Source organism: Erwinia sp. OLFS4 (assembly GCF_002752165.1).
Classification (GTDB): domain Bacteria; phylum Pseudomonadota; class Gammaproteobacteria; order Enterobacterales; family Enterobacteriaceae; genus Izhakiella.
This window is the reverse complement of sequence record NZ_MOMB01000011.1, coordinates 24,481-48,925: the sequence shown is the minus strand read 5'-3', so window position 1 is coordinate 48,925 and position 24,445 is coordinate 24,481. Positions and strand designations below refer to the sequence as shown.

21 protein-coding genes are annotated in these 24,445 nt (G+C 52.4%); 17 read left to right on the top strand and 4 right to left on the bottom strand.

The features are described 5' to 3' along the window. From BL249_RS04610 to BL249_RS04540, 15 genes are all read left to right on the top strand, one after another. Nucleotides 1-164 (top strand): IS1 family transposase (locus BL249_RS04610; protein WP_241898819.1); only part of this gene is annotated, 164 nt, incomplete at its 5' end. A gap of 748 nt (nucleotides 165-912) precedes the next feature. Further along, a complete protein-coding gene (locus BL249_RS04605) occupies nucleotides 913-1,356 on the top strand; it encodes an NADH-quinone oxidoreductase subunit A (RefSeq protein ID WP_099706097.1) in 444 nt (147 codons plus the stop codon). A gap of 15 nt (nucleotides 1,357-1,371) precedes the next feature. Beyond that, on the top strand, nucleotides 1,372-2,055 hold the full coding sequence (locus BL249_RS04600) for a NuoB/complex I 20 kDa subunit family protein (RefSeq protein WP_099706096.1): 684 nt from the start codon (nucleotides 1,372-1,374) through the stop codon (nucleotides 2,053-2,055). 111 nt (nucleotides 2,056-2,166) lie between these two features. Further along, complete coding sequence (gene nuoC / locus BL249_RS04595; RefSeq protein WP_099706095.1) at nucleotides 2,167-3,966, top strand: NADH-quinone oxidoreductase subunit C/D; 1,800 nt, start codon at nucleotides 2,167-2,169, stop codon at nucleotides 3,964-3,966. Between the two features lie 2 nt (nucleotides 3,967-3,968). After that, complete coding sequence (gene nuoE / locus BL249_RS04590) at nucleotides 3,969-4,484, top strand: NADH-quinone oxidoreductase subunit NuoE (RefSeq protein WP_099706094.1); 516 nt, start codon at nucleotides 3,969-3,971, stop codon at nucleotides 4,482-4,484. After that, entirely contained in the window at nucleotides 4,481-5,827 is a 1,347-nt protein-coding gene (nuoF, locus tag BL249_RS04585; protein WP_099706093.1) for an NADH-quinone oxidoreductase subunit NuoF, read from the top strand. Before nuoE ends, nuoF begins: the two co-directional genes overlap by 4 nt. A 167-nt stretch (nucleotides 5,828-5,994) precedes the next feature. Beyond that, nucleotides 5,995-8,718 (top strand): NADH-quinone oxidoreductase subunit NuoG, encoded by a 2,724-nt coding sequence (gene nuoG / locus BL249_RS04580; protein ID WP_099706092.1) that lies wholly within the window; start codon nucleotides 5,995-5,997, stop codon nucleotides 8,716-8,718. Then, a complete protein-coding gene (nuoH, locus tag BL249_RS04575; protein ID WP_099706091.1) occupies nucleotides 8,715-9,692 on the top strand; it encodes an NADH-quinone oxidoreductase subunit NuoH in 978 nt (325 codons plus the stop codon). Before nuoG ends, nuoH begins: the two co-directional genes overlap by 4 nt. Nucleotides 9,693-9,704: 12 nt before the next feature. Continuing rightward, nucleotides 9,705-10,247 carry an NADH-quinone oxidoreductase subunit NuoI gene (gene nuoI, locus BL249_RS04570; protein WP_078004583.1) on the top strand — a complete coding sequence of 181 codons (543 nt, stop codon included), beginning with the start codon at nucleotides 9,705-9,707 and terminating at the stop codon, nucleotides 10,245-10,247. A gap of 10 nt (nucleotides 10,248-10,257) precedes the next feature. Further along, on the top strand, nucleotides 10,258-10,809 hold the full coding sequence (gene nuoJ / locus BL249_RS04565) for an NADH-quinone oxidoreductase subunit J (protein ID WP_099706090.1): 552 nt from the start codon (nucleotides 10,258-10,260) through the stop codon (nucleotides 10,807-10,809). Then, on the top strand, nucleotides 10,806-11,108 hold the full coding sequence (gene nuoK, locus BL249_RS04560; RefSeq protein WP_099706089.1) for an NADH-quinone oxidoreductase subunit NuoK: 303 nt from the start codon (nucleotides 10,806-10,808) through the stop codon (nucleotides 11,106-11,108). Before nuoJ ends, nuoK begins: the two co-directional genes overlap by 4 nt. Further along, nucleotides 11,105-12,940, top strand: coding sequence for an NADH-quinone oxidoreductase subunit L (gene nuoL, locus BL249_RS04555; protein ID WP_099706088.1), 1,836 nt, complete (start codon nucleotides 11,105-11,107; stop codon nucleotides 12,938-12,940). Before nuoK ends, nuoL begins: the two co-directional genes overlap by 4 nt. Before the next feature lie 115 nt (nucleotides 12,941-13,055). Then, nucleotides 13,056-14,576 (top strand): NADH-quinone oxidoreductase subunit M, encoded by a 1,521-nt coding sequence (nuoM, locus tag BL249_RS04550; RefSeq protein WP_099706087.1) that lies wholly within the window; start codon nucleotides 13,056-13,058, stop codon nucleotides 14,574-14,576. Nucleotides 14,577-14,582: 6 nt separating this feature from the next. Further along, on the top strand, nucleotides 14,583-16,040 hold the full coding sequence (gene nuoN, locus BL249_RS04545; RefSeq protein ID WP_099706086.1) for an NADH-quinone oxidoreductase subunit NuoN: 1,458 nt from the start codon (nucleotides 14,583-14,585) through the stop codon (nucleotides 16,038-16,040). Nucleotides 16,041-16,224: 184 nt separating this feature from the next. Beyond that, the gene (locus BL249_RS04540) at nucleotides 16,225-16,677 is read left to right on the top strand and encodes a GNAT family N-acetyltransferase (protein WP_099706085.1); all 453 of its coding nucleotides are present in this window, start codon (nucleotides 16,225-16,227) and stop codon (nucleotides 16,675-16,677) included. Between the two features lie 34 nt (nucleotides 16,678-16,711). Here BL249_RS04540 and BL249_RS04535 read toward each other — a convergent pair whose 3' ends face one another. After that, nucleotides 16,712-18,367, bottom strand: coding sequence for a glucan biosynthesis protein D (locus tag BL249_RS04535; RefSeq protein WP_099706084.1), 1,656 nt, complete (start codon nucleotides 18,365-18,367; stop codon nucleotides 16,712-16,714). 364 nt (nucleotides 18,368-18,731) lie between these two features. Between BL249_RS04535 and elaB the strand changes: the two genes are divergently transcribed. After that, complete coding sequence (gene elaB / locus BL249_RS04525; RefSeq protein WP_099706082.1) at nucleotides 18,732-19,043, top strand: stress response protein ElaB; 312 nt, start codon at nucleotides 18,732-18,734, stop codon at nucleotides 19,041-19,043. A gap of 125 nt (nucleotides 19,044-19,168) precedes the next feature. Further along, nucleotides 19,169-20,350: a nicotinamide mononucleotide deamidase-related protein YfaY gene (locus BL249_RS04520; RefSeq protein ID WP_099706081.1), complete on the top strand. Its 1,182-nt coding sequence runs from the start codon at nucleotides 19,169-19,171 to the stop codon at nucleotides 20,348-20,350. 26 nt (nucleotides 20,351-20,376) lie between these two features. Here BL249_RS04520 and yfaE read toward each other — a convergent pair whose 3' ends face one another. The 3 genes from yfaE to nrdA all read right to left on the bottom strand — a co-directional run bounded on the left by yfaE (nucleotide 20,377) and on the right by nrdA (nucleotide 24,151). Beyond that, entirely contained in the window at nucleotides 20,377-20,637 is a 261-nt protein-coding gene (gene yfaE / locus BL249_RS04515) for a class I ribonucleotide reductase maintenance protein YfaE (RefSeq protein ID WP_099706098.1), read from the bottom strand. Nucleotides 20,638-20,651: 14 nt separating this feature from the next. Further along, on the bottom strand, nucleotides 20,652-21,782 hold the full coding sequence (nrdB, locus tag BL249_RS04510) for a class Ia ribonucleoside-diphosphate reductase subunit beta (protein ID WP_099706080.1): 1,131 nt from the start codon (nucleotides 21,780-21,782) through the stop codon (nucleotides 20,652-20,654). Between the two features lie 83 nt (nucleotides 21,783-21,865). Next, nucleotides 21,866-24,151, bottom strand: a complete 2,286-nt coding sequence (nrdA, locus tag BL249_RS04505) for a class 1a ribonucleoside-diphosphate reductase subunit alpha (RefSeq protein ID WP_099706079.1) — start codon at nucleotides 24,149-24,151, stop codon at nucleotides 21,866-21,868. Between the last annotated feature and the right edge of the window lie 294 nt (nucleotides 24,152-24,445).

The window sequence follows — 24,445 nt, the reverse complement described above, 5'->3', positions numbered from 1 at the left end:
AGCATCTGACGGGCAAAATTTTCACCCAACGCATTGAACGTAATAACCTGACGCTCCGCACCCGCATTAAACGGTTGGCTCGTAAAACAATCTGCTTTTCGCGCTCAGTTGAGATCCACGAAAAAGTCATTGGAGCGTTTATCGAGAAACACATGTTCTACTAATTGGAGGCATCACCCTTTAATGCCATGGAAGCCAATAACAATCCGTATAGCATGATAGAAGGCCAGAACGGCGCGGTTTACGTCGATGAGGAAGAGTAATTCAATCGAAACAGAGTGAACCGGGCAATAATGACGCAGCCAGAGACACATGTTGTTTTATCAAGCCCCGCACGCCTGATGCTTGCGGGGCTTTTTTTTGTTTTTTAACTGTGAAAAGTGTTATCACTCAATTAATTATAATGATGGTTAATACATTTTAATACAAAAATGGCGTTAACGGTCTGTTAGCTCAGAAATCAGATAAACCACCGGTAATTGATTTGAGGCAAAGTTTGCTGGTGATTTTTTTGTCTTAAACACCATAAATGTGCTCTGGATCAAAAAAATATCCCTAATAATGTACAGGAAAAGTGCGATCTTTCTGTCAGAATATGCCTGGTCCTTGTGAGGCGACTGCCTGCGTAGCCGCCGCAGGGATCTTTTCTATCCTTAAGCACTGACTCGATTAAGCCAAATTTCTTCGCATCATCTGTTAATAACCTGGTGTGTATGTAAATTAGCGTGTGGATGATTTTGTCCAGGTTGACAAAAGGTTATAGAAAAGGGTAAAAAACCCCATAAAACTGCTGGCTACTGGACAATTACCAGCACTATTTATAAGGTTTTTTTCCTTCCCTTGAATCGTTGTGGCAAGCGACACGCCGTTAATCAGGGCCTGACGCTAAACGTCACGTTTGATGAGTAAGCAATGAGTATGTCTACAACCACTGAAGTCGTCGCTCATCACTGGGCATTTGCTGTATTTGTTATCGCTTCTGTTGGCCTGTGTTGCCTGATGTTAGCGGGTGCCTGGTTCCTCGGTGGCCGGGCAAGAGGAAGAAACAAAAACACCCCTTTTGAATCGGGCGCCAATCCGGTGGGTAGCGCCAGACTACGTCTTTCCGCACAATTTTATCTGGTTGCCATGTTTTTCGTCATTTTTGACGTTGAGGCCCTCTTTTTATACGCCTGGTCGACTTCCATTCGCGAAAGTGGCTGGGTTGGCTTTACGGAAGCCGCTATTTTCATTTTGGTGTTGTTAGCGGGTCTGGTTTACCTGGCCCGTATTGGCGCGCTTGACTGGACCCCGGTTCGTTCACGTCGGATGCCAGAGATAACCGATCTCTCCCACACCAACCATCATACGCAGTAACAGAGAGGCATTCAGATGGACTATACGCTCACCCGCATAGACCCTAACGGTGAGGGCAACGGTAACGACCGCTATCCTCTGCAGAAGCAGGAAATCGTCACCGACCCCCTGGAGCAACATGTTCACCGCAGTGTCTACATGGGCAAACTTGAGCATGCCCTGCACGACATGGTGAACTGGGGACGCAAAAACTCTCTCTGGCCGTATAACTTCGGCCTTTCCTGCTGTTATGTGGAAATGACCACTTCATTTACCGCAGTGCATGATGTGGCGCGATTTGGTGCAGAAGTATTGCGTGCCTCGCCACGTCAGGCCGATTTTATGGTGGTTGCCGGCACCTGCTTTACCAAAATGGCCCCCGTCGTCCAGCGTCTTTATGATCAAATGCTGGAGCCGAAATGGGTCATTTCGATGGGTGCCTGCGCTAACTCCGGCGGGATGTACGACATCTATTCTGTTGTGCAGGGAGTGGACAAATTCCTGCCGGTCGATGTGTATATTCCTGGCTGCCCGCCACGTCCTGAAGCCTATATGCAGGCTTTATTACTGCTGCGTGAGTCAATTGGTAAAGAGCGTCGTCCATTGTCATGGGTGGTCGGCGATCAGGGCGTGTATCGTGCCAATATGCAATCTGAACGTGAAAGAAAGCGTGGTGAACGTATTGCGGTTACCAACCTGCGCACGCCGGATGAAGTGTAAAAAGAATTAAACGTTATCAGCGCGAATAAACATACCATGTAAAGCGCAGATTAGTTTACTTACGCCAACACTGAGCGCCTGACGTGTTCAGGCCAGCATGGTGAATAAATTATGACTGATTTGACCACGCAAGACCTCGCCCAGCCCGCATGGCAAACATGCGATCACCAGGATGACCCGGTGATAGGCGAGCTGCGTAACCGTTTTGGGCCGGAAGCCTTTACTGTCCAGCCGACGCGTACTGGCGTGCCGGTAGTCTGGATCAAACGTGAGCAACTGCTGGAAATTGCGGAGTTCCTGCGTAAACTGCCTAAACCCTATGTCATGCTTTATGACCTGCATGGCATGGATGAACGGTTGCGTACCCATCGCGCCGGTTTACCCGCTGCCGATTTTTCTGTTTTCTATCATCTGCTATCCATTGAACGTAATCGCGACATTATGCTCAAGGTGGCGTTGTCTGAAAATGATTTACACCTGGCAACGATAACCAAAATTTACCCTAACGCTAACTGGTATGAGCGTGAAACCTGGGAAATGTTTGGTATCACCTTCGATGGCCATCCCCATCTGACCCGCATTATGATGCCGCAGTTCTGGGAAGGACATCCGTTACGCAAAGATTATCCGGCGCGTGCCACCGAATTTGACCCCTATTTGCTGACTAAACAGAAAGAAGATCTGGAAATGGAGGCAATGACCTTCAAGCCGGAAGAGTGGGGGATGAAACGCAGCACGCAAAATGAAGACTATATGTTCCTCAACCTTGGGCCGAATCACCCCTCGGCACATGGTGCGTTTCGTATCATTCTGCAACTGGATGGCGAAGAGATTGTTGACTGCGTGCCGGACGTTGGCTATCACCACCGTGGCGCAGAAAAGATGGGGGAACGACAGTCCTGGCACAGTTATATCCCTTATACAGACCGTATTGAATACCTTGGCGGCTGCGTCAATGAAATGCCATATGTGCTGGCGGTTGAAAAGCTGGCGGGTATTACCGTACCTGACCGCGTCAATGTTATTCGTGTGATGCTGTCGGAACTGTTCCGTATTAACAGTCACTTACTTTATATCTCGACGTTTATTCAGGATGTCGGCGCGATGACGCCGGTATTTTTTGCCTTTACCGATCGCCAGAAAATTTATGATGTGGTTGAAGCCATCACTGGTTTCCGTATGCATCCGGCGTGGTTCAGGATTGGCGGCGTGGCCCATGATTTGCCGAATGGTTGGGAACGTTTGCTGCGTGAGTTTCTTAACTGGCTGCCAAAACGGTTAAAAGAGTATGAAACCGCGGCGTTGAAGAACACGGTATTAATTGCCCGCGCGAAAGGTGTCGCTGCGTACAATATGAAAGAAGCGCTGGAATGGGGAACCACCGGCGCCGGACTGCGGGCTACCGGTCTTGATTTTGACGTCCGTAAATGGCGCCCATACTCTGGCTATGAAAATTTCGAGTTTGATATCCCCACCGGCAATGGAATCAGTGATGCTTACAGCCGTGTCATGCTGAAAATGGAAGAGATGCGACAGAGTCTGCGCATTCTTGAGCAGTGCCTGAATAATATGCCTGCCGGGCCATTTAAAGCCGATCATCCGTTAACCACGCCGCCGCCAAAAGAGCGGACGTTACAGCATATTGAGACCCTGATTACCCACTTCTTACAGGTTTCCTGGGGACCGGTAATGCCTGCAAATGAATCATTTCAGATGATTGAGGCAACCAAAGGGATCAATAGCTACTATCTGACCAGTGATGGAAGCACCATGAGTTATCGTACTCGTGTACGCACCCCAAGCTTCCCGCACCTGCAGCAGATACCTTCGGTGATCCGGGGCTGTCTGGTATCCGATCTTATCGTGTACCTGGGCAGTATCGATTTTGTTATGTCAGATGTGGACCGCTAATAATGCACGATCAAAGAATTGAGATCGAAACGATCGACCCGAATGCGGATTTTGTGCTCAGCGCCAGCGAACGTGAGGCGATTGAACATGAAAAGCACCACTATGAAGATGCCCGAGCCGCTTCTATTGAGGCGCTGAAAATTGTCCAGAAACAGCGCGGTTGGGTGCCGGATGGTGCCATTAATGCTATTGCAGAAGTGCTGGGAATTCCTGCCAGTGACGTGGAAGGTGTGGCGACGTTTTATAGCCAGATTTTCCGTCAGCCGGTTGGGCGGCACGTTATTCGTTATTGTGACAGTGTGGTCTGTCACATCACCGGGTTTCAGGGGATTCAGGCCGCGCTTGAACAACAGCTGAATATCAAACCGGGACAGACAACCGCTGACGGACGTTTTACGCTGCTGCCGACCTGCTGCCTTGGCAACTGTGATAAAGGGCCAACCATGATGGTGGATGAAGATACCCATGTTCATCTGACCCCGGAAGGTATCCCTGGTTTACTGGAGCAGTATCAATGAGTGTAAAACAGATTATCCGTACGGCTGAAACCCATCCACTGACCTGGCGATTGCGCGAAGATAAACAGCCGGTCTGGCTGGATGAGTATCGCAGCAAAAATGGTTATGCCGGTGCCGAAAAAGCATTAAAGAGTATGACTCCGGACGACATTGTCACCGAGGTTAAGGATTCCGGCCTGAAAGGCCGTGGCGGAGCAGGTTTTTCCACCGGTCTTAAGTGGAGCCTGATGCCCAAAGATGAGTCGATGAATATTCGCTATCTGTTGTGTAACGCCGATGAAATGGAACCGGGGACGTACAAAGACCGCTTGCTGATGGAGCAGATGCCACATCAGCTGGTGGAAGGAATGCTGATTGCGGCTTTTGCCCTCAAAGCCTACCGGGGCTACATTTTTCTGCGCGGTGAATATATTGAAGCAGCTGTTAATTTGCGGCGGGCAATTGCTGAAGCAACTCAGGCTGGCTTGCTGGGCAAAAATATTCTCGGCAGTGGTTTCGACTTTGAGCTGATTGTGCACACCGGCGCGGGCCGCTATATCTGTGGTGAAGAGACGGCGCTGATTAACTCGCTGGAAGGCCGTCGTGCCAATCCGCGTTCAAAGCCGCCATTCCCGGCCAGTGCTGGTGCATGGGGTAAGCCAACCTGCGTGAATAACGTGGAGACGCTTTCCAACGTGCCGGCCATCATAGCTAATGGGGGGGAGTGGTATAAAAGCATTTCAAAAAGTGATGATACCGGCACCAAGATGATGGGCTTTTCCGGCCGGGTTAACAATCCGGGTGTCTGGGAACTTCCGTTTGGCATCACGGCGCGTGAAATTCTGGAAGATTATGCCGGTGGCATGCGCAATGGTCTGAAGTTTAAGGCCTGGCAACCCGGTGGTGCCGGTACCGATTTTCTCACTGAACAGCATCTCGATCTGCCGATGGAGTTTGCCAGTATTGGTAAAGCCGGCAGCCGTCTTGGCACCGCGCTGGCGATGGCGGTCGATCATGAAATCAATATGGTGTCGCTGGTGCGCAACCTGGAAGAGTTCTTTGCCCGGGAATCCTGCGGATGGTGTACCCCCTGTCGCGATGGTTTGCCCTGGAGCGTCAAGATCTTACGTGCGCTTGAGCGTAAAGAAGGGCAGCCGGGGGATATCGAAACTTTGCAGCAGCTTTGTCGTCAGTTGGGGCCGGGTAAAACCTTCTGTGCCCATGCGCCAGGCGCCGTAGAGCCGCTACAGAGCGCGATAAAATATTTCCGTGAAGAATTTGAAGCCGGTATTGCGCCGCAGGTTTTTGGCAACGTGCATGCCATAAATGGCATTCAGCCAAACCTGCTCAAGGCGCGCTGGTAACTTCACGCTCCGCCAGGCGGCAAATGAGGGCCGCGCCGGGAGCATACAACAGTATGTAACTGGTGGGACCGAATGCAGCCAACGCAGCAGCAGTGCAAAGGCGGCAGGAGAAAGAAGAATTGTGTTTAACGCTCGTCAATGACGAGACTTATGGAAGCATGTTCACTATGGCTACAATTCATGTAGACGGTAAAGAATATGAGGTGGATGGTGCAGACAACCTGCTTCAGGCTTGTCTGTCGCTGGGCCTCGATATTCCTTATTTTTGCTGGCACCCGGCGCTTGGCAGCGTAGGCGCCTGCCGTCAGTGTGCGGTGAAGCAATTTCAAAATGCCGAAGACACCCGCGGCAGGCTGGTAATGTCCTGCATGACGCCCGCTTCCGATGGTACTTTCATCTCAATTGAAGATGGTGAAGCGCGCGAATTTCGAGAAAGTGTCGTCGAATGGCTGATGACCAATCACCCGCATGACTGTCCGGTCTGTGAAGAAGGCGGCAACTGCCATCTGCAGGATATGACCGTGATGACCGGACACAGCTTCCGTCGTTATCGCTTTACTAAACGTACCCACCGCAATCAGGATCTTGGCCCGTTCATCTCTCATGAAATGAACCGCTGTATTGCCTGCTACCGCTGTGTGCGTTACTACAAAGATTATGCAGACGGTAAAGACCTGGGGGTTTATGGCGCCCATGACAACGTCTATTTCGGTCGGGCTGAAGATGGCGTGCTGGAAAGCGAATTCTCCGGTAACCTGGTGGAAATTTGTCCAACGGGCGTTTTTACCGATAAAACCCATTCCGAGCGCTATAACCGCAAATGGGATATGCAGTTCGCGCCAAGTATCTGCCACCAGTGCAGCGTTGGTTGTAACACCAGCCCGGGTGAACGTTACGGCGAGCTGCGCCGCATTGAAAATCGTTATAACGGCACGGTTAACCATTACTTTTTATGCGACCGTGGCCGCTTTGGTTACGGTTACGTCAATCGTAAAGATCGTCCGCGTCAGCCGGAACAACGTCGTGGTCATGATTTAATCCGGCTGAATGCCGATCAGGCGTTAGGTGGGGCGGCAGATATCCTGCGTCAGTCAAAACGGACGATTGGCATTGGTTCACCGCGCGCCAGCGTGGAAAGCAACTTTGCGCTGCGCGAGCTGGTTGGTGCGGATAATTTCTATACCGGGATGCCCGCTGATGAACAGCAACGGCTGACGTTAATGCTGGATATCCTGCGGGATAGCGGTATCTATACGCCGGCCCTGCGTGAAATTGAAAGCTATGACGCGGTACTGGTGCTCGGTGAAGACCTGACGCAAACCGGTGCGCGCGTGGCGCTTTCTGTACGTCAGGCGGTAAAAGGGAAAGCGCGCGAAATGGCTGCGGCGCAGAAAGTCGCCGACTGGCAAATTGCTGCCATCCTCAATATTGGTCAGCATGCAAAACATCCGCTGTTTGTGACCTGCGTTGATGAAACCCGACTGGATGATATTGCTGCATGGAGCTATCGCGCACCGGTTGCGGATCAGGCCCGGTTAGGCTTTGCGGTTGCCCATGCCCTGGATAACAGTGCCCCGGCAGTCAACGATCTCGACAGCAGTTTAGCAGGCAAAATCGATGTTATTGTTCAGGCGCTGGCTGGCGCGAAAAAGCCGCTGATTATCTCCGGGACCCACGCCGGCAGTGAAGCGGTGATTCAGGCCGCTGCCAACGTGGCGCGGGCATTAAAAAATCGCGGTGCAGAGGTTGGTATCACCCTGCTGGCCGCGGCAGCAAACAGCGTCGGTCTGGGTATTATCGGTGGCAAAACCCTTGATGAAGCGCTGGCAGATTTAACCAGTGGCGCGGCGGATGCGGCTGTCATTCTGGAAAATGATCTCTATCGCCACGCGCCAAAAGCCCTTGTTGATGCGGCGCTGAGCCAGAGTGAACGCCTGATTGTGATTGATCACCAGCGTACTGCCACCAGCGAAAAAGCCGGGCTGCTGCTTTCAACCGCCAGCTTTGCCGAAAGCGACGGGACGCTGATTAACCAGGAAGGCCGCGCCCAGCGTTTCTTCCAGGTCTACGATCCGGCGTATTACGATGAAAGCGTCGTGATGCTGGAAAGCTGGCGCTGGTTGCATTCGCTGGAAAGTATGGTCAATAGCCGCCATCCTGACTGGACCCAACTGGACCATGTTATTGATGCGGTTGTGGCGCAGTTGCCGCAGCTGGCAGGCATTAAAGATGCCGCACCCGATGCCAGTTTCCGCATTCGTGGACAGAAACTGGCGCGTTCTCCGCATCGTTACAGCGGCAGAACGGCGGCGCGTGCCAATATCAGCGTGCACGAGCCACGCCAGCCGCAGGATAAAGATTCGATGTTCGCTTTTTCAATGGAAGGGAACAATCAGCCGGGTGCTGCGCGTTCACAAATTCCATTTGCCTGGGCACCTGGCTGGAACTCGCCGCAGGCGTGGAATAAATTCCAGGATGAAGTCGGCGGACATCTGCGCCATGGCGACCCTGGGGTCAGATTGTTTGAGGCTGGTGATACCCGACTGGCGTGGTTTGAGTCGATTCCGGCAGCCTGGCAGGCTGATGCAGGCTGGACGGTAGCGCCTTACTTTAATTTGTTTGGCAGCGAAGAGATGACGCAGCGTGCGCCTGCTATTCAGCAGCGTATGCCGCAGGCTTATGCCATTGTTAGTCAGGAAGATGCTGCGCGGCTGGGTGTTAATGCTGGTGCCACTCTCGAACTGCACTGCGCGGGTGAGACGCTGCGGTTGCCGGTACGGCTTTCCGCCTCCCTGAAAGCCGGGCAGGTAGGCTTGCCGTTGGGCTTTCCTGGCATCCCGCCTTTCCTGTCAGGACAGCATATTGAAACGCTGCAGGAGGCTGCACAATGAGTTGCCTGACACCGGAAGTTATCGCTGTATTAATCGGTATACTGAAAGCGATCGTCATTTTGCTGGTTGTGGTGGTATGCGGCGCTTTCATGAGTTTTGCTGAACGTCGCTTACTGGGTTTGTTCCAGAATCGCTACGGGCCTAACCGCGTGGGCTGGGGTGGCTCATTGCAGCTGGCGGCGGACATGATCAAAATGTTCTTTAAAGAGGACTGGATCCCGCCGTTTACCGATCGGGTGATTTTTACCTTAGCACCGATGATCGCCTTCACCGCCATGTTAATGGCCTTTGTTATTGTGCCTGTTACTCCGGGCTGGGCCGCTTCAGACCTTAACATCGGTATTTTATTTTTCCTGATGATGGCGGGTCTGGCGGTCTATGCGGTGCTGTTTGCCGGCTGGTCAAGTAACAATAAATATTCGTTGCTCGGCGCAATGCGTGCTTCTGCACAGACTCTGAGTTATGAAGTGTTTCTTGGTTTGTCGCTGATGGGGGTGGTTGCGCAGGCCGGCTCGTTCAATATGATCGACATCGTCAATAGCCAGACCCATTTGTGGAACGTTATCCCGCAATTTTTCGGTTTCGTTACTTTTGCGATTGCCGGCGTTGCCGTGTGTCACCGTCATCCCTTCGACCAGCCCGAAGCAGAGCAGGAGCTGGCCGATGGTTACCACATTGAGTATGCCGGGATGAAGTTCGGTTTGTTCTTTGTTGGCGAATATATTGGTATTACAACGGTCTCCGGACTGATGGTTACCTTATTTTTTGGCGGATGGCACGGCCCCTGGCTGCCGCCATTTTTCTGGTTTGCGATTAAAACCGGCTTCTTCATGATGATGTTCATTCTGATTCGCGCTGCGCTACCACGTCCGCGTTATGACCAGGTCATGTCCTTCGGCTGGAAAGTCTGTCTGCCGTTAACGCTGTTGAACCTGCTGGCTACCGCCGCAGTGATTCTGTATAACGCGCAGTAAGGGGTTAACATTATGACATTAAAAGATATTGTCGTTGGTTTTGGAACCACGGTGCGCAGTATCTGGATGATTGGGATGCACGCGTTTGCCAAACGTGAAACCCAGATGTATCCGGAAGAGCCGGTGTATCTGCCGCCTCGTTACCGCGGCCGTATTGTGCTGACCCGCGATCCTGATGGCGCAGAACGTTGTGTGGCCTGTAATCTCTGTGCGGTTGCCTGTCCGGTAGGCTGTATTTCGTTGCAGAAAGCCGAGATGCAGGATGGCCGCTGGTATCCGGAATTTTTCCGCATTAACTTCTCGCGCTGTATTTTCTGTGGCTTATGTGAAGAAGCCTGCCCGACCACCGCAATCCAGCTAACGCCGGATTTCGAGCTGGGTGAATTTAAGCGTCAGGATCTGGTGTACGAAAAAGAAGACCTGCTGATTTCAGGGCCGGGTAAATATCCGGAATATAACTTCTACCGTATGGCTGGCATGGCGATCGAAGGCAAAGATAAAGGCGACGCAGAAAACGAAGCCCGGCCTATCGACGTCAAAGGCTTGTTACCTTAAGGAGCCAGAGATGGAATTTGCGTTTTACATATGCGGTGTCGTGGCAATACTGGCAACCCTGCGGGTAATTTCCGGTACCAACCCGGTTCATGCACTGCTTTATCTGATCATTTCGTTGCTGGCGGTCGCAGGGGTTTTCTTTGCGCTGGGTGCCGTCTTTGCCGGTGCGCTGGAAATTATCGTCTATGCCGGTGCCATTATGGTGCTGTTTGTTTTCGTTGTCATGATGCTCAATCTGGGTGATACCACGCAGGAACAGGAGCGACGCTGGTTACAGCCATCTGCCTGGGTTGGTCCGTCGGTGCTGTCTTTTATCCTGCTGTGCGTGATGGTGTATGCCATTCACTCGCTGAACGATCAGGGCATTGATGGCGTAATGATAGATGCGAAAGCCGTGGGTATCAGTCTGTTTGGTCCTTATGTACTGGCGGTTGAACTGGCATCTATGCTGCTGCTGGCCGGACTGGTTGTGGCATTTCATGTCGGACGCGAAGAGCGTGCGGCTGATGCACAGACATCCCGTCAGAATGATGGAAAAAGTAAAAAGGAGGAGCACGTATGATCCCTTTGCAACACGGGCTCATTCTGGCCGCCATACTGTTTGTGCTTGGGCTGACTGGTCTGATGATCCGGCGAAACTTGCTGTTTATGCTGATTAGCCTTGAGATCATGATCAATGCCGCGGCATTAGCGCTGGTGGTTGCAGGAAGCTACTGGGGACAAGCCGACGGTCAGGTCATGTATATTCTGGCTATCAGCCTGGCGGCCGCTGAAGCCAGCATTGGCCTGGCGTTACTGTTGCAGCTGCATCGCCGTCGTCAGAACCTGAACATTGATACTGTGAGCGAGATGCGCGGATGAATCTTCTTTATTTAACCATACTCTTCCCGCTGATCGGCTTTTTACTGCTGGCATTTTCACGCGGGCGCTGGTCTGAAAACCTGTCGGCAACGATTGGTACCGGTGCTGTCGGACTGGCAGCGTTGGTGACCCTGTATGTCGGGGTTAATTTTTTCAGTCAGGGGCAGCAACCTTATACTCAGGCGCTCTGGACCTGGATGCATGTGGGGCAGTTTGATATCAAAGTCAATCTGACGCTGGATGGCCTGTCACTGACCATGCTGTCAGTGGTTACCGGTGTGGGTTTCCTGATTCATATGTTTGCCTCCTGGTATATGCGCGGCGAAGAAGGGTATTCCCGTTTCTTCGCCTATACCAACCTGTTTATTGCCAGCATGGTGGTTCTGGTACTGGCCGATAACCTGATGCTGATGTATCTCGGTTGGGAAGGGGTAGGGCTGTGCTCTTATCTGTTGATTGGTTTTTACTATACCGATGCCAAAAACGGCGCGGCGGCGATGAAGGCATTTATCATTACCCGCGTTGGCGACGTGTTTCTCGCCTTTGCGCTGTTTATTCTTTATAACCAGCTGGGGACGCTCAATTTTCACGAAATGGCACAGCTGGCGCCGGCGCATTTTGCTGCTGACAATACCCCCTTGCAGTGGGCTACCCTGATGTTGCTGGGTGGCGCCGTGGGTAAATCGGCGCAGTTGCCGTTACAAACCTGGCTTGCCGATGCCATGGCCGGTCCGACTCCCGTCTCGGCTTTGATCCATGCCGCTACCATGGTTACCGCCGGGGTATATCTGATTGCACGCAGTCATGGCCTGTTCCTGCTGACGCCAGAAGTGTTACATCTGGTGGGTATTGTCGGTGCCATCACCCTGGTGCTGGCGGGTTTCGCTGCCTTGGTACAAACCGATATCAAACGCGTGCTGGCTTACTCCACGATGAGTCAGATTGGTTATATGTTTCTGGCGCTGGGCGTTCAGGCCTGGGATGCGGCGATTTTCCATCTGATGACACACGCATTCTTTAAAGCGCTGCTGTTCCTGTCTTCAGGCTCGGTAATTCTTGCCTGCCATCACGAGCAGAATATCTTTAAAATGGGTGGATTGCGCAAAAGCATCCCGCTGGTCTATACCTGCTTTCTGGTCGGTGGGGCGGCGCTGGCAGCGCTGCCGCTGATTACCGCCGGTTTCTACAGTAAAGATGAAATTCTGTTCGGGGCGCTGGCTAATGGCCATAGCCATCTGATGCTGGCCGGCCTTGTGGGTGCGTTTCTGACGTCAATTTATACCTTCCGCATGATTTTTATCGTCTTTCACGGCGAAGAAAAAATTCATGCGCATGCGGGTAAAGGAATCACCCACCATCTGCCGTTACTCATCTTACTGGTACTGTCCACTTTTGTCGGCGCGCTGATTACCCCACCGCTTGCCGGTGTTTTGCCGGAAAATCACTTTGGAGAAACCGGTAAAATTACCCTGGAAATTACCTCCGGTGCGGTGGCGATTATCGGCATTCTGATTGCCGCGGCATTGTGGCTCGGTAAGCGGCGTCTGGTTAGCCGTGTTGCCGGCAGCAGCGTAGGGCGTTTGTTATCAGCCTGGTGGTTTGCCGCATGGGGCTTCGACTGGCTGTACGATCTGATTTTCGTTAAGCCTTACAAAGCAATCGCACGGCTGCTGATGCGCGACCCGCTGGACGCACTGATGACCATTCCCGCGCTGTTTACGCGTATTACTAACAAGGGGCTGGTTTTAAGCGAAAACGGCCAGATACGTTGGTACGCTGCGTCAATGAGCATCGGGGCGCTGGTGGTGCTGACGTTGTTGCTGATGGTTTAAGTGTGTGGCGGGATGAAGCCTGTTCTTCATTCCTTAAGAATTTAAAAGAGAATATTCGGCTGGGCAGGTTTGAAGATGCGCCCGCCAGAATTTAAAGAAAGGGACATAAACTGCCATGTTATTACCCTGGCTAATCCTCATCCCGTTTATCGGCGGCTTTCTGAGCTGGCAGTGTGAGCGCTTCAGCATAAGATTACCCCGCTGGATCGCGTTAATCGCGATGGGACTGACGCTGGCTTTGTCGCTGCAGTTGTGGCTGCAAGGCGGCTATTCCCTGACTCAGCCTGCGGGCATACCGCAATGGCAGTCTCAATTTTTGCTGAGCTGGATCCCGCGCTTTGGTATCAGCTTTCATCTGGCACTGGATGGCCTGTCACTGCTGATGGTGGTATTAACCGGTCTGCTGGGTGTCATGGCTATCCTCTGCTCGTGGCAGGAAATTCAGGACCGGCAAGGCTTCTTTTACCTGAATCTGCTGTGGATCCTCGGCGGTGTTATTGGTGTGTTTCTTGCCATTGACATGTTCCTGTTCTTCTTCTTCTGGGAGATGATGCTGGTGCCGATGTATTTCCTCATTGCACTCTGGGGACACAGCTCATCGGACGGTAAAACCCGCATTTATGCGGCGACCAAATTTTTTATCTATACCCAGGCCAGCGGTCTGGTGATGCTAATCGCCATCCTGGCACTGGTGTTTGTGCACTACAATGCCACCAGCGTGTGGACGTTTAATTATCAGGATCTGCTGAAAACCCCGATGTCACATGGGGTGGAATTCCTGCTGATGCTGGGCTTTTTTATCGCCTTCGCGGTTAAAATGCCGGTGGTGCCGCTGCATGGCTGGTTACCGGATGCGCACAGTCAGGCGCCGACGGCAGGTTCGGTTGACCTGGCCGGCATTCTGTTGAAAACCGCGGCTTATGGTTTACTGCGTTTTAGCCTGCCGCTGTTTCCGCACGCCTCGGCGGCCTTCGCTCCGGTGGTGATGATTCTGGCGCTGATTGGCATTTTCTACGGTGCCTGGATGGCGTTTTCCCAGACCGATATTAAGCGACTGATTGCCTATACCTCAATTTCGCATATGGGCTTCGTGTTGATTGCGATTTATACCGGCAGCCAGCTGGCCTTCCATGGGGCGGTAGTGCAGATGATTGCCCACGGCCTGTCAGCGGCCGCCTTGTTTATTCTTTGCGGGCAACTGTATGAACGTTTGCACACCCGTGACATGCGTCAGATGGGCGGGTTATGGAAACGGATTAAATGGATTCCGGGGCTGTCACTGTTCTTTGCGGTGGCAAATCTTGGCATGCCCGGCACCGGTAACTTTGTCGGCGAGTTTATGATCCTGACCGGTAGCTACCAGGTGGTGCCGGTGATTATTGTGATTGCCACTTTTGGTCTGGTGTTCGCCTCGGTGTATTCACTGATCATGATGCAACGCGCTTACTACGGTGCGCCTAAGTCGGAAACGCCCCTGAAGGGAATGACGACCCGTGAATTTACCATGATTATGGTGCTGGTGGTTCTGCTGCTGCTGCTGGGGGTTTATCCGCAGCCGATCATGGATACGTCGCACGCCGCGATGAGCAATATTCAGCAGTGGTTTAATGCTTCAATTTCAACTACAAGGCCGTAATTCGCCATGACAATAACATCTCAACAACTGATCGCACTGCTGCCGCTGTTGATCGTCGGATTGACGGTGGTGGTGGTGATGCTCTCCATTGCGTGGCGACGCAATCATTTCGTCAATGCCACTCTGACCGTGATTGGCCTCAACCTGGCGCTGTTGTCGCTCTGGTTTGTTGGCCATGCCGGCCCGATGGACGTTACGCCGTTACTGCGTGTTGACGGCTATGCAATGCTTTACAGCGGGCTGGTGCTGCTTGCCAGTCTGGCAACCTGTACTTTTGCCTATCCGTGGCTGGTGGGGCTGCCTGATAATAAAGAAGAGTTTTATCTGCTGGTCCTGATTGCCGCGCTGGGCGGTTTGCTGCTGGCCAGTGCCAACCACCTTGCTTCACTGTTTCTCGGTATTGAACTGATTTCATTACCGCTGTTTGGTCTGACTGGCTATGCCTATCGTCAGAAGCGTTCACTGGAAGCCAGCATCAAATACACCATTTTGTCAGCGGCGGCCTCGTCGTTCCTGCTGTTTGGTATTGCGCTGATTTATGCTAATTCCGGCAATCTGGGATTCGCCGGGCTTGGACACAGTCTCAACGATGGCCTTATTGCGCAGCCACTGCTGCTGATTGGTGTCGGCATGATGATTGTTGGCCTTGGCTTTAAGCTGTCGCTGGTACCGTTTCATCTCTGGACACCGGACGTTTATCAGGGGGCACCCGCACCGGTTTCAACTTTCCTCGCCACCGCCAGCAAAATTGCTATTTTTGCCGTGGTGATGCGTCTGTTCCTGTATGCACCGGTAACCGATGATGAATCGGTACGCGTGGTGCTGGCACTGATTGCTTTTGCCTCTATTTTGTTTGGCAACATCATGGCTATTTCCCAGAGCAACATTAAACGTCTGCTGGGCTATTCCTCCATTGCGCATCTTGGCTACCTGCTGGTAGCGCTGATTGCCGTACAGCGTCATCAGCTGCCGCTGGAAACCGTTGGCGTGTATCTGGCCGGTTATCTGTTCAGCAGCCTGGGGTCGTTTGGTGTCGTCAGCCTGATGTCCAGTCCCTACCGTGGTCCCGATGCAGAATCGCTTTACTCTTATCGTGGTCTGTTCTGGCATCGGCCGATTCTGGCCGCCGTAATGACAATTATGATGTTGTCGCTGGCAGGTATTCCAATCACACTTGGCTTTATCGGTAAATTCTATGTGCTGGCAGTGGCGGTTAACGCGCATCTGTGGTGGCTGACTGCTGCTGTGGTCGTGGGCAGCGCTATTGGCCTTTACTACTATCTGCGCGTAACGGTCAGCCTTTACCTGAATCCGCCGGAGCTGTTGCATCGCAATACCCCGGATAACTGGGCGCTGACCGCCGGCGGCGTGGTGGTATTGATTTCGGCGATCCTGGTGCTGGCTCTGGGGGTGTATCCGCAGCCGCTGATTAGCCTGGTACAAATGGCTCAGCCGTTGATGTAAGCGATAAAAGTATACAACGGGCGCTCAGGCGCCCTTTTTTTATCCTTCTTTCGGGCATTGCGGCACGCTGGCTGGTGACAGGACGGCGTGGACAGATTCAGCCCTGTTGTTATCGACAATCAGGCTGCCGCCAGCGATGATAGGCGATGACGACATGACACCGGACAACTCAGGAGCATTATGTATGGATGTGACATGGCAGGATCTGCATCATAGCGAATTAACAACAGAGCAGCTTTATGCGTTGTTGGCGCTGCGCAACCAGGTGTTTATCGTTGAGCAGAACTGTGCATATGAGGATATTGATGGTCAGGACCTGCGCGGAGAGAACCGTCATATACTGGGAACGCTGCAGGATCAGATGGTAGCCTGTGCCCGGATACTGGTACCGGTGCAGGCGGCGAAACCGCTAAAAATTGGCCGGGTGGTTGTGTCACAGTCGGTCAGGGGGAGTGGTGTTGGTCAGCAGCTGATGAGACGCACCCTGGCATGTTGTCAGCACGACTGGCCGCAACGCCCGCTGTTTTTATCAGCGCAGGCACATTTGCAGCATTTCTATGGACAGTTTGGTTTCTATCCGGTTAGCGAGCCTTATCTGGAAGATAATATTCTGCACGTTGATATGCAGAACGGCTAAAAAATCGCCCTCATGATGAGGGCGACAGGGACGATCAGCTGTGCATCTGGCGGTCATCGACATATTTCCGCTTATCTGCTGACGGCGGAATGTACTGATAAAGCCAGGTTTCGCTAAGCGTTTCATTGCCGGTACGCAGATAAAGACGCATATCTATGGCCTCGGTCGCGTCGCTGGCAGGATACCAGTCAAACAGGATGCGATAGCCGTTAAAAGGCTCGACGTAGAGAATTTCCACTTGCTTAATACTGCCGGCACTGACGTCGATCACCGGGGTGATGCCTTTCGGCGCCGCCGCGTTGAGATCGCCACCGATAAAGTCAACGGCAAAGCGACGAGCCCAGACTTGCGGATAGTGCTCGCCCGGTGCCCAGCCTTCAGGAAACCCGCCCATGCCGGTCCGGGTGGCGTAAACGCGCGCCAGGTTGCTTTGCACCGGCGGCAGACCACTCCAGTAAAGTTTATAAGAGAAGCTGTGCTGGCTGCCGGCGACGATGGCATTATCCGGTTGCCAGAAGCAGACGATATTATCAAGCGTTTCACCGGTTGTCGGGATTTCCATCATCTCAATGGAGCCTTTACCCCATTTGCCAAGTGGCTCAACCCACAGACTGGGACGCTTGTTATACCAGCCAATCACATCCTGATAATCATCAAAATTATGGTCGGTCTGTAACATGCCAAAGCCGCGTGGATTTTCATCGGCAAAGGCGTTATAGGTCAGGCGCTGGGGATTATTCAGCGGCCGGCAGATCCATTCTCCTTTACCGGTCCACATGGCAAGACGGTCGGAGTCATGAATCTGTGGATGGATGGTATCGCACATTCTGCGCTCGTTAGTGCCACAGCTAAACATCGTCGTCATTGGCGCAATACCCAGCTGTTTTATATCTTTACGGGCGTAAAGATTGTTTTCAATTTCCATTACTACCCGTTTTTCTTCACAGTGGATAATGAAGCGAAACGCGCCGGTACAGCTGGGCCCGTCCAGCAAGGCATAGACGGTAAATGTGGTGTCGCCTGCCTTCGGCGTTTCAAACCAGAACGCGGTAAAGTCGGGAAACTCTTCTTCGCCGGTGCTGAAGGTGTTAATGGCGACGCCGCGCGCCGACAGACCGTACTGATAGGTTTCGTCCACCGCACGGAAATAGCTGGCGCCAAGGAAAGAGACGATATCGCGGCTGCTGAGTTGAGGTGCTTTAAATGCCCGGAATCCGGCAAAACCGAGATCGGTTTTACCCTGCAACTGCGCGGTGTCAACGTGGGCATCGTTGTAGTTAAACAGTTCAGGACGAAAGTGGATTTCACGCGCTTCCCGGTTTGCCGGATCGACGGAAAACATGCGTATCCGTCGTTTGAAGGCCATGCCAACATGGAAAAATTGCACGTCAATCTGACGGCCTTCAATGTTGTTCCATAAGGAATGCGCCTGGTCATAGGCAATTTCGTTGTAAGCCTGCGGTGTCAGGTTGGCCAGGGTGGCCGGCAACGGAGCGGGAACGCCGCTGTATGCTTGTCTGGCCAGGCTGGCAGCGTGCTTTTTCAGAACGTCGAAATCAAATTGCTTTGCGGTACCGTCGGCGATAGCCGCATCCGCCCAGGCGGAGCGTGCAAACAGTGTGGACAGGCCGGACATCCCGCTCAGGGTTGCGAAGGCCATCGACGCTTTCATAAACATTCTACGATTCATGCCAGAAGTATTTCCCTTTGCTGATCGAGGATTGGGGGACTGCGCTATGTGGCTCATTGCCGGTATTGCCGGGCGTGATCGGGCCACTGCACGTTACGACATTTTGCCAGTTTAAAAATTCAGTACAGAGAAAATTTATCAGATAAATCAAACAAAGGGCGTTTTTTTCCGCCCTGCGCCGCCGCTGGCAGGGATAGCAGAGCTGAAATTTGCCGAAACGATGCGGAATCAGTGCATTCCTGGTTTTTGCCCCGGCCGTCAGCGGGAAAAATTGTCTATAGTTAATAATCACCGGCCCGCTCAGCTTTTATGCTCAGGCATTAAAGGGGAGGGGAAGACATCGACAGTAAACACGGAGGAATATATGGCAACATCTGCTGAGCCGCTTGAAACCAATCTGGATGACGATCTGGCGTTGCTGACAGAGACGCTGGAAGAGGTTCTTGCCGCATCCGGAGACCCGGCGGACGAGAAATACCTTGCGCTGAAGAAAAAAGCGGAAAAGACGCTAAGCAATGTTAAAAATCGGGTAAGCAATGCGTCTGATAATTACTATGTGCGTGCCCGTCAGGCAGTGTACCGTGCCGATGATTATGTGCATGAAAAACCCTGGCATGGCATTGGCGTTGGTGCAACTGTCGGGCTGGTACTGGGATTACTGTTATCGCGACGCTAAATTTTTGTCTGTCGCGTTGTGCGGGGGCCGATTGGCCCCCATTTTGTTTTGTCGCTGATAACCGGTTGTATTTGTGCGCCGCCGCCAACACAATGGTCTGAACAAGTTTTGCAGACGGAGTGAAGATGATTCGGGTAGAAATGCTGGCAACCGGTGATGAGGTGCTGCACGGGCAGATTGTTGACACCAATGCCGCGTGGCTGGCAGAGCGACTGTTTTCCGAAGGCCTGCCGATGAGCAGCCGTATGACCGTCGGCGATCGGCTGGAAGAGCTGGTTGCCGCATTACAGCAGCGCAGTCAGATAGCGGATGTCCTGATCGTTAATGGCGGCCTGGGACCGACCAGCGACGACCTCAGTTCGCTGGCAGCCGCCACGGCGGCAGGCGTCAGACTCCAGCTGCATCCACAATGGCTGAAGACAATGGAAGCCTGGTTCGCCGCACGTGGTCGGGTTATGGCCGCAGCTAATCGCAAGCAAGCTGAAATTCCGGAAAATGCCGAGATGCTGGATAACCCCATCGGCACTGCCTGTGGGTTTGCTCTGCAACTTAATCGCTGCTGGGTATTTTTCACACCGGGCGTACCTTCAGAATTTAAAATGATGGTCGACCAGCAAATTATTCCGCGCATCAGGGAGCGGTTTTCACCCGATCCGGCACCCGTTTGCCTGCGGTTGACCACCTTTGGCCGCGGTGAGAGTTCGCTAGCCAGCGAGCTGGAAGGTCTGACTCTGCCCCAGGGGGCCGTCATGGGTTACCGCTCTTCAATGCCGATAATTGAACTTAAACTGACCGGTCCGGCCGCTGCCGCTGAGCAGATGGCAGCGGTCTGGTCTGAGGTTCAGCGTATTGCGGGCGACAGCCTGCTTTATGAAGGCACCACCCCGTTGCCGTCACGACTGGCAGCCGCGCTGACTGCCCGTCAGCTGACACTCAGCCTGTGTGAAAGTTATACGGCTGGCCTGCTTAGCTGGCATCTGACTTCGGCGGGTACGCCAGTATGCGATGCCCGTGTGAGTCCGGCGCTGGATGACTCGCCCGCGCATATGGCGGCCAGTGGCGGCAACGGCCAGCTGGCGTTAGTGGTCGGTCCGCTGCGGGCTGACGATACCATCGCTTTTCTTTTGCGTACACCACAGGGCAGTTTTTACCAGCGGGTGACGCTTAATCTGGCCCATTACGGCTTATCGGTGCGTCAGGAGACCGTGGCAATGACGGCAATGAATATGCTCAGGCGCTGGCTGGCTGGTGAACCGGCGACCGGCGGTTATGGCTGGGTGGGGGTGGTGGAGGAACAGCGCTTGTAAGTACATCCGCTGTTATGTGCGTGAGATTACATATCGATTTCAATATCCCCTTTGGCCTGACAACAGCACGGTAAAATTTCACCCTGCTGAATGGCGGCCAGTGGCTGGCTGGCGTAGCAGACTTCTCCCTTAAGCAGACGCGTACGACAGGCGCCACAGTAGCCTTCACGACACTGATACTCCACGCAGACCTGGTGTGACTCAAGTGCATCAAGCAGGGAGTCATGCTGCTCTTTGCAGTCAATCCTTGTGCCAGTTGAACGCAGGGTAATGGTGGAATGCGCCATAGCTGCTGCCATTTTTACAGCTGAAAATCATTAAAATCGTCGTCACCGACTTCTGCGTCTATCTGTCCAACCAGATAAGAGCTGACTTCCACCTCCTGCGGGGCAACCTGGACATTGTCGGAAACCAGCCAGCTGTTGATCCACGGAATAGGGTTGGAACGGGTTTCAAAAGGCAGATCAAGCCCGACCGCCTGCATACGGATATTAGTAATATATTCAATATACTGGCAAAGGATATCTTTATTCAGGCCGATCATAGAACCATCACGGAACAGGTATTCAGCCCACTCTTTTTCCTGATTCGCGGCGTCTTTAAACAGGTCGTAGCAGGTCTGGCGGCATTCTTCGGCAATCTGCGCCATTTCCGGATCGTCTTCGCCACTGCGCATCAGATTAAGCATATGCTGGGTGCCGGTCAGGTGCAGCGCTTCATCGCGGGCTATCAGGCGAATAATTTTGGCGTTGCCTTCCATCAGTTCACGTTCAGCAAAGGCAAACGAGCAGGCGAAGCTGACGTAAAAACGAATAGCTTCCAGCGCATTAACGCTCATCAGGCAGATATAGAGCAGTTTTTTCAGCTCATACAATGAGACGGTCACGGTTTTACCGGCGACCTGGTGAGTGCCTTCACCCAGCATATGCCAGTAGCTGGTCATTTCGATCAGATCATCGTAGTAGCCTGAAATATCTTCTGCCCGTTTCAGAATCTGTTCATTGGTGACGATGTCATCAAAAACCAGCGCCGGATCGTTAACAATATTGCGGATAATATGGGTATATGAACGCGAGTGAATCGTTTCCGAAAACGCCCAGGTTTCGACCCAGGTTTCCAGTTCAGGAATGGAAATCAGCGGTAACAGCGCAACGTTAGGGCTGCGGCCCTGAATGGAATCAAGCAGCGTCTGGTATTTCAGATTGCTGATAAAAATATGTTTCTCATGTTCTGGCAGGCTCTGATAATCAATACGGTCACGGGAAACATCAACCTCTTCCGGGCGCCAGAAAAAAGAGAGTTGCTTTTCAATCAGCTTCTCGAAAATATCATATTTTTGCTGGTCATAGCGGGCGACGTTAACCGGTTGACCAAAAAACATCGGTTCGCTGAGTTGATCGTTTTTGTTCTGAGAAAATGTGGTGTAAGCCATTATGTTGTCCAGCAGTCAGGGGCGGATAAAATCCGCCGCACCAGAAGGTCAGAAAGTAAGGAGAAAGCTGCTCCTGTCCCGCTTTAAATCTTACATGCGCCGCTCTCGCAGCCATCATCCTGAATAGAAGGGGCCAGATCATCCTGAGCATCTTCTGCGCCATCACGGGTGTTCTGGTAGTACAGCGTTTTTACGCCAAACTTATAGGCCGTCAGCAAATCTTTGAGTAACTGCTTCATCGGTACTTTACCATTAGCAAAGCGACCGGGATCGTAGTTGGTATTAGCAGAAATCGCCTGATCGATAAATTTCTGCATCACCCCTACCAGCTGCAGGTAGCCATCGTTGGAGGGCATTTCCCATAGCAGTTCATACTGCTGCTTAAGGCGTTCATACTCCGGCACCACCTGGCGCAGGATGCCATCTTTTGATGCTTTAATGCTGATATGGCCGCGCGGAGGCTCAATGCCGTTGGTGGCATTTGAGATCTGCGATGAGGTTTCCGACGGCATCAGTGCGGAAAGCGTTGAGTTACGCAGGCCGTGAGTTTTGATCGCAGTGCGCAGGCCTTCCCAGTCAAGATGCAGCGGCTCATTAACGATGCTGTCCAGATCTTTTTTATAGGTATCGATAGGCAGAATGCCTTGGGCATAGGTGGTTTCATTAAACCACGGGCAGGCGCCTTGTTCTTTTGCCAGTTCGTTCGACGCTTTCAACAGATAGTACTGAATCGCCTCAAAGGTTTTGTGCGTCAGATTATTGGCACTGCCATCAGAGTAACGTACCCCGTGTTTAGCCAGATAGTAGGCGAAGTTGATCACGCCGATACCCAGGGTGCGGCGTCCCATTGCGCCACGTTGCGCCGCCGGAATCGGGTAATCCTGATAGTCGAGCAGGGCATCAAGCGCCCGTACCGCCAGCGTTGCCAGCTCCTCGAGGTCGTCGAGGCTGTTGATGACACCAAGATTAAAAGCAGAAAGCGTACAGAGGGCAATTTCACCGTTTTCGTCGTTGACGTCTTCCAGCGGTTTGGTCGGCAGGGCGATTTCCAGACAGAGATTGGACTGGCGCACCGGGGCAATCGTCGGGTCGAACGGACTGTGGGTGTTACAGTGATCAACATTCTGAATATAGATACGACCGGTGGAAGCCCGCTCCTGCATCATTAATGAAAACAGGTCAACTGCGCGTAAGCGCTGTTTCCTGATGCTGCTGTCCTGCTCATATTGGGTATAAAGGCGTTCGAATTCCTGCTGGTCAGCAAAGAAGGCATCATAAAGACCCGGAACGTCGGACGGGCTGAACAGCGTAATGTCCTCGCCTTTTAACAAACGCTGATACATCAGTTTATTAATCTGCACGCCGTAATCCATATGACGTACACGGTTACCTTCCACCCCGCGGTTATTTTTCAGCACCAGCAGACTTTCCACTTCAAGATGCCACATCGGGTAGAACAGCGTAGCCGCCCCGCCGCGTACGCCACCTTGTGAGCAGGATTTTACCGCTGTCTGAAAGTGTTTATAAAAAGGAATACACCCGGTGTGAAATGCTTCACCGCCGCGAATCGGGCTGCCTAACGCGCGAATACGCCCGGCGTTAATGCCAATTCCGGCACGCTGAGAAACATATTTCACAATTGCGCTGGAGGTGGCGTTAATCGAATCAAGACTGTCCCCGCACTCAATCAGTACGCAGGAACTGAACTGGCGGGTTGGGGTACGTACTCCTGACATAATCGGTGTGGGCAGCGAGATTTTGAATGTCGACACCGCATCATAGAAGCGTTTAACGTAATCGAGACGGGTTTCACGCGGGTAACCGGAGAACAGGCAGGCAGCCACCAGAATATAAAGGAACTGGGCGCTTTCATAGATTTCGCCGCTGACCCGGTTCTGCACCAGATATTTTCCTTCCAGCTGCTTGACCGCGGCATAAGAGAAGTTCATATCACGCCAGTGGTCAATGAAACCGTCCATCTGCTCGAACTCTTCTTTGCTGTAGTCTTCCAGCAGATGGCGATCGTATTTGCCCAGCTCGACCATACGCACCACCTGATCGTAGAGCGCCGGTGGCTCAAACTGACCGTAGGCTTTTTTACGTAAATGAAAAATGGCCAGACGGGCGGCCAGATATTGGTAATCCGGCGCGTCGCGCGATATCAGATCGGCGGCTGATTTGATGATGGTTTCATGAATATCCGCCGTTTTAATCCCTTCATAGAACTGGATATGGGAACGCAACTCCACCTGGGAGACGGAGACGTTGTTCAACCCTTCGGCGGCCCAGTCAAGGACGCGGTGAATTTTATCAAGATTGATGCGTTCGGTGCGGCCATCGCGTTTAGTGACAAGCAGACTCTGATTCATGTCGCGTTTTACCCTGTCCGTCAGAAGAAAGTATCCCCGGCTTATGCGCACAGCGTTCTGGTCTGAGTAACGTTGTGGATAAACACAATATATAGGGGGTACCGGAAGAAAGAATCACTAGATGGTGAATATTTTAGTAATTTCCCTGAGTGCTACAAGCCTTGATTTTTAGAAAATTTTGAGGTTAGTAATGCTGAATTATCTCAATGCCGCATCGCTAAAGGGCTGTGATTGCTGTCAAGCGCGATTATGAATCTTTTAAAATTTGATCAAGCGCTGATTTCTTGCTCATTC

Bases quoted from the DNA above. Each gene is read 5' to 3' on its own strand.
- nuoM (WP_099706087.1), top strand. From the start codon at position 13,056: ATGTTATTACCCTGGCTAATCCTCATCCCGTTTATCGGCGGCTTTCTG.
- nuoL (WP_099706088.1), top strand. From the start codon at position 11,105: ATGAATCTTCTTTATTTAACCATACTCTTCCCGCTGATCGGCTTTTTA.
- nuoG (WP_099706092.1), top strand. From the start codon at position 5,995: ATGGCTACAATTCATGTAGACGGTAAAGAATATGAGGTGGATGGTGCA.
- nuoN (WP_099706086.1), top strand. From the start codon at position 14,583: ATGACAATAACATCTCAACAACTGATCGCACTGCTGCCGCTGTTGATC.
- elaB (WP_099706082.1), top strand. From the start codon at position 18,732: ATGGCAACATCTGCTGAGCCGCTTGAAACCAATCTGGATGACGATCTG.
- nuoI (WP_078004583.1), top strand. From the start codon at position 9,705: ATGACATTAAAAGATATTGTCGTTGGTTTTGGAACCACGGTGCGCAGT.
- nuoK (WP_099706089.1), top strand. From the start codon at position 10,806: ATGATCCCTTTGCAACACGGGCTCATTCTGGCCGCCATACTGTTTGTG.
- BL249_RS04600 (WP_099706096.1), top strand. From the start codon at position 1,372: ATGGACTATACGCTCACCCGCATAGACCCTAACGGTGAGGGCAACGGT.
- BL249_RS04605 (WP_099706097.1), top strand. From the start codon at position 913: ATGAGTATGTCTACAACCACTGAAGTCGTCGCTCATCACTGGGCATTT.
- nrdA (WP_099706079.1), bottom strand. From the start codon at position 24,151: ATGAATCAGAGTCTGCTTGTCACTAAACGCGATGGCCGCACCGAACGC.
- BL249_RS04520 (WP_099706081.1), top strand. From the start codon at position 19,169: ATGATTCGGGTAGAAATGCTGGCAACCGGTGATGAGGTGCTGCACGGG.
- nuoH (WP_099706091.1), top strand. From the start codon at position 8,715: ATGAGTTGCCTGACACCGGAAGTTATCGCTGTATTAATCGGTATACTG.
- BL249_RS04535 (WP_099706084.1), bottom strand. From the start codon at position 18,367: ATGAATCGTAGAATGTTTATGAAAGCGTCGATGGCCTTCGCAACCCTG.
- nuoC (WP_099706095.1), top strand. From the start codon at position 2,167: ATGACTGATTTGACCACGCAAGACCTCGCCCAGCCCGCATGGCAAACA.
- yfaE (WP_099706098.1), bottom strand. From the start codon at position 20,637: ATGGCGCATTCCACCATTACCCTGCGTTCAACTGGCACAAGGATTGAC.
- nrdB (WP_099706080.1), bottom strand. From the start codon at position 21,782: ATGGCTTACACCACATTTTCTCAGAACAAAAACGATCAACTCAGCGAA.
- BL249_RS04540 (WP_099706085.1), top strand. From the start codon at position 16,225: ATGGATGTGACATGGCAGGATCTGCATCATAGCGAATTAACAACAGAG.
- nuoJ (WP_099706090.1), top strand. From the start codon at position 10,258: ATGGAATTTGCGTTTTACATATGCGGTGTCGTGGCAATACTGGCAACC.
- nuoE (WP_099706094.1), top strand. From the start codon at position 3,969: ATGCACGATCAAAGAATTGAGATCGAAACGATCGACCCGAATGCGGAT.
- nuoF (WP_099706093.1), top strand. From the start codon at position 4,481: ATGAGTGTAAAACAGATTATCCGTACGGCTGAAACCCATCCACTGACC.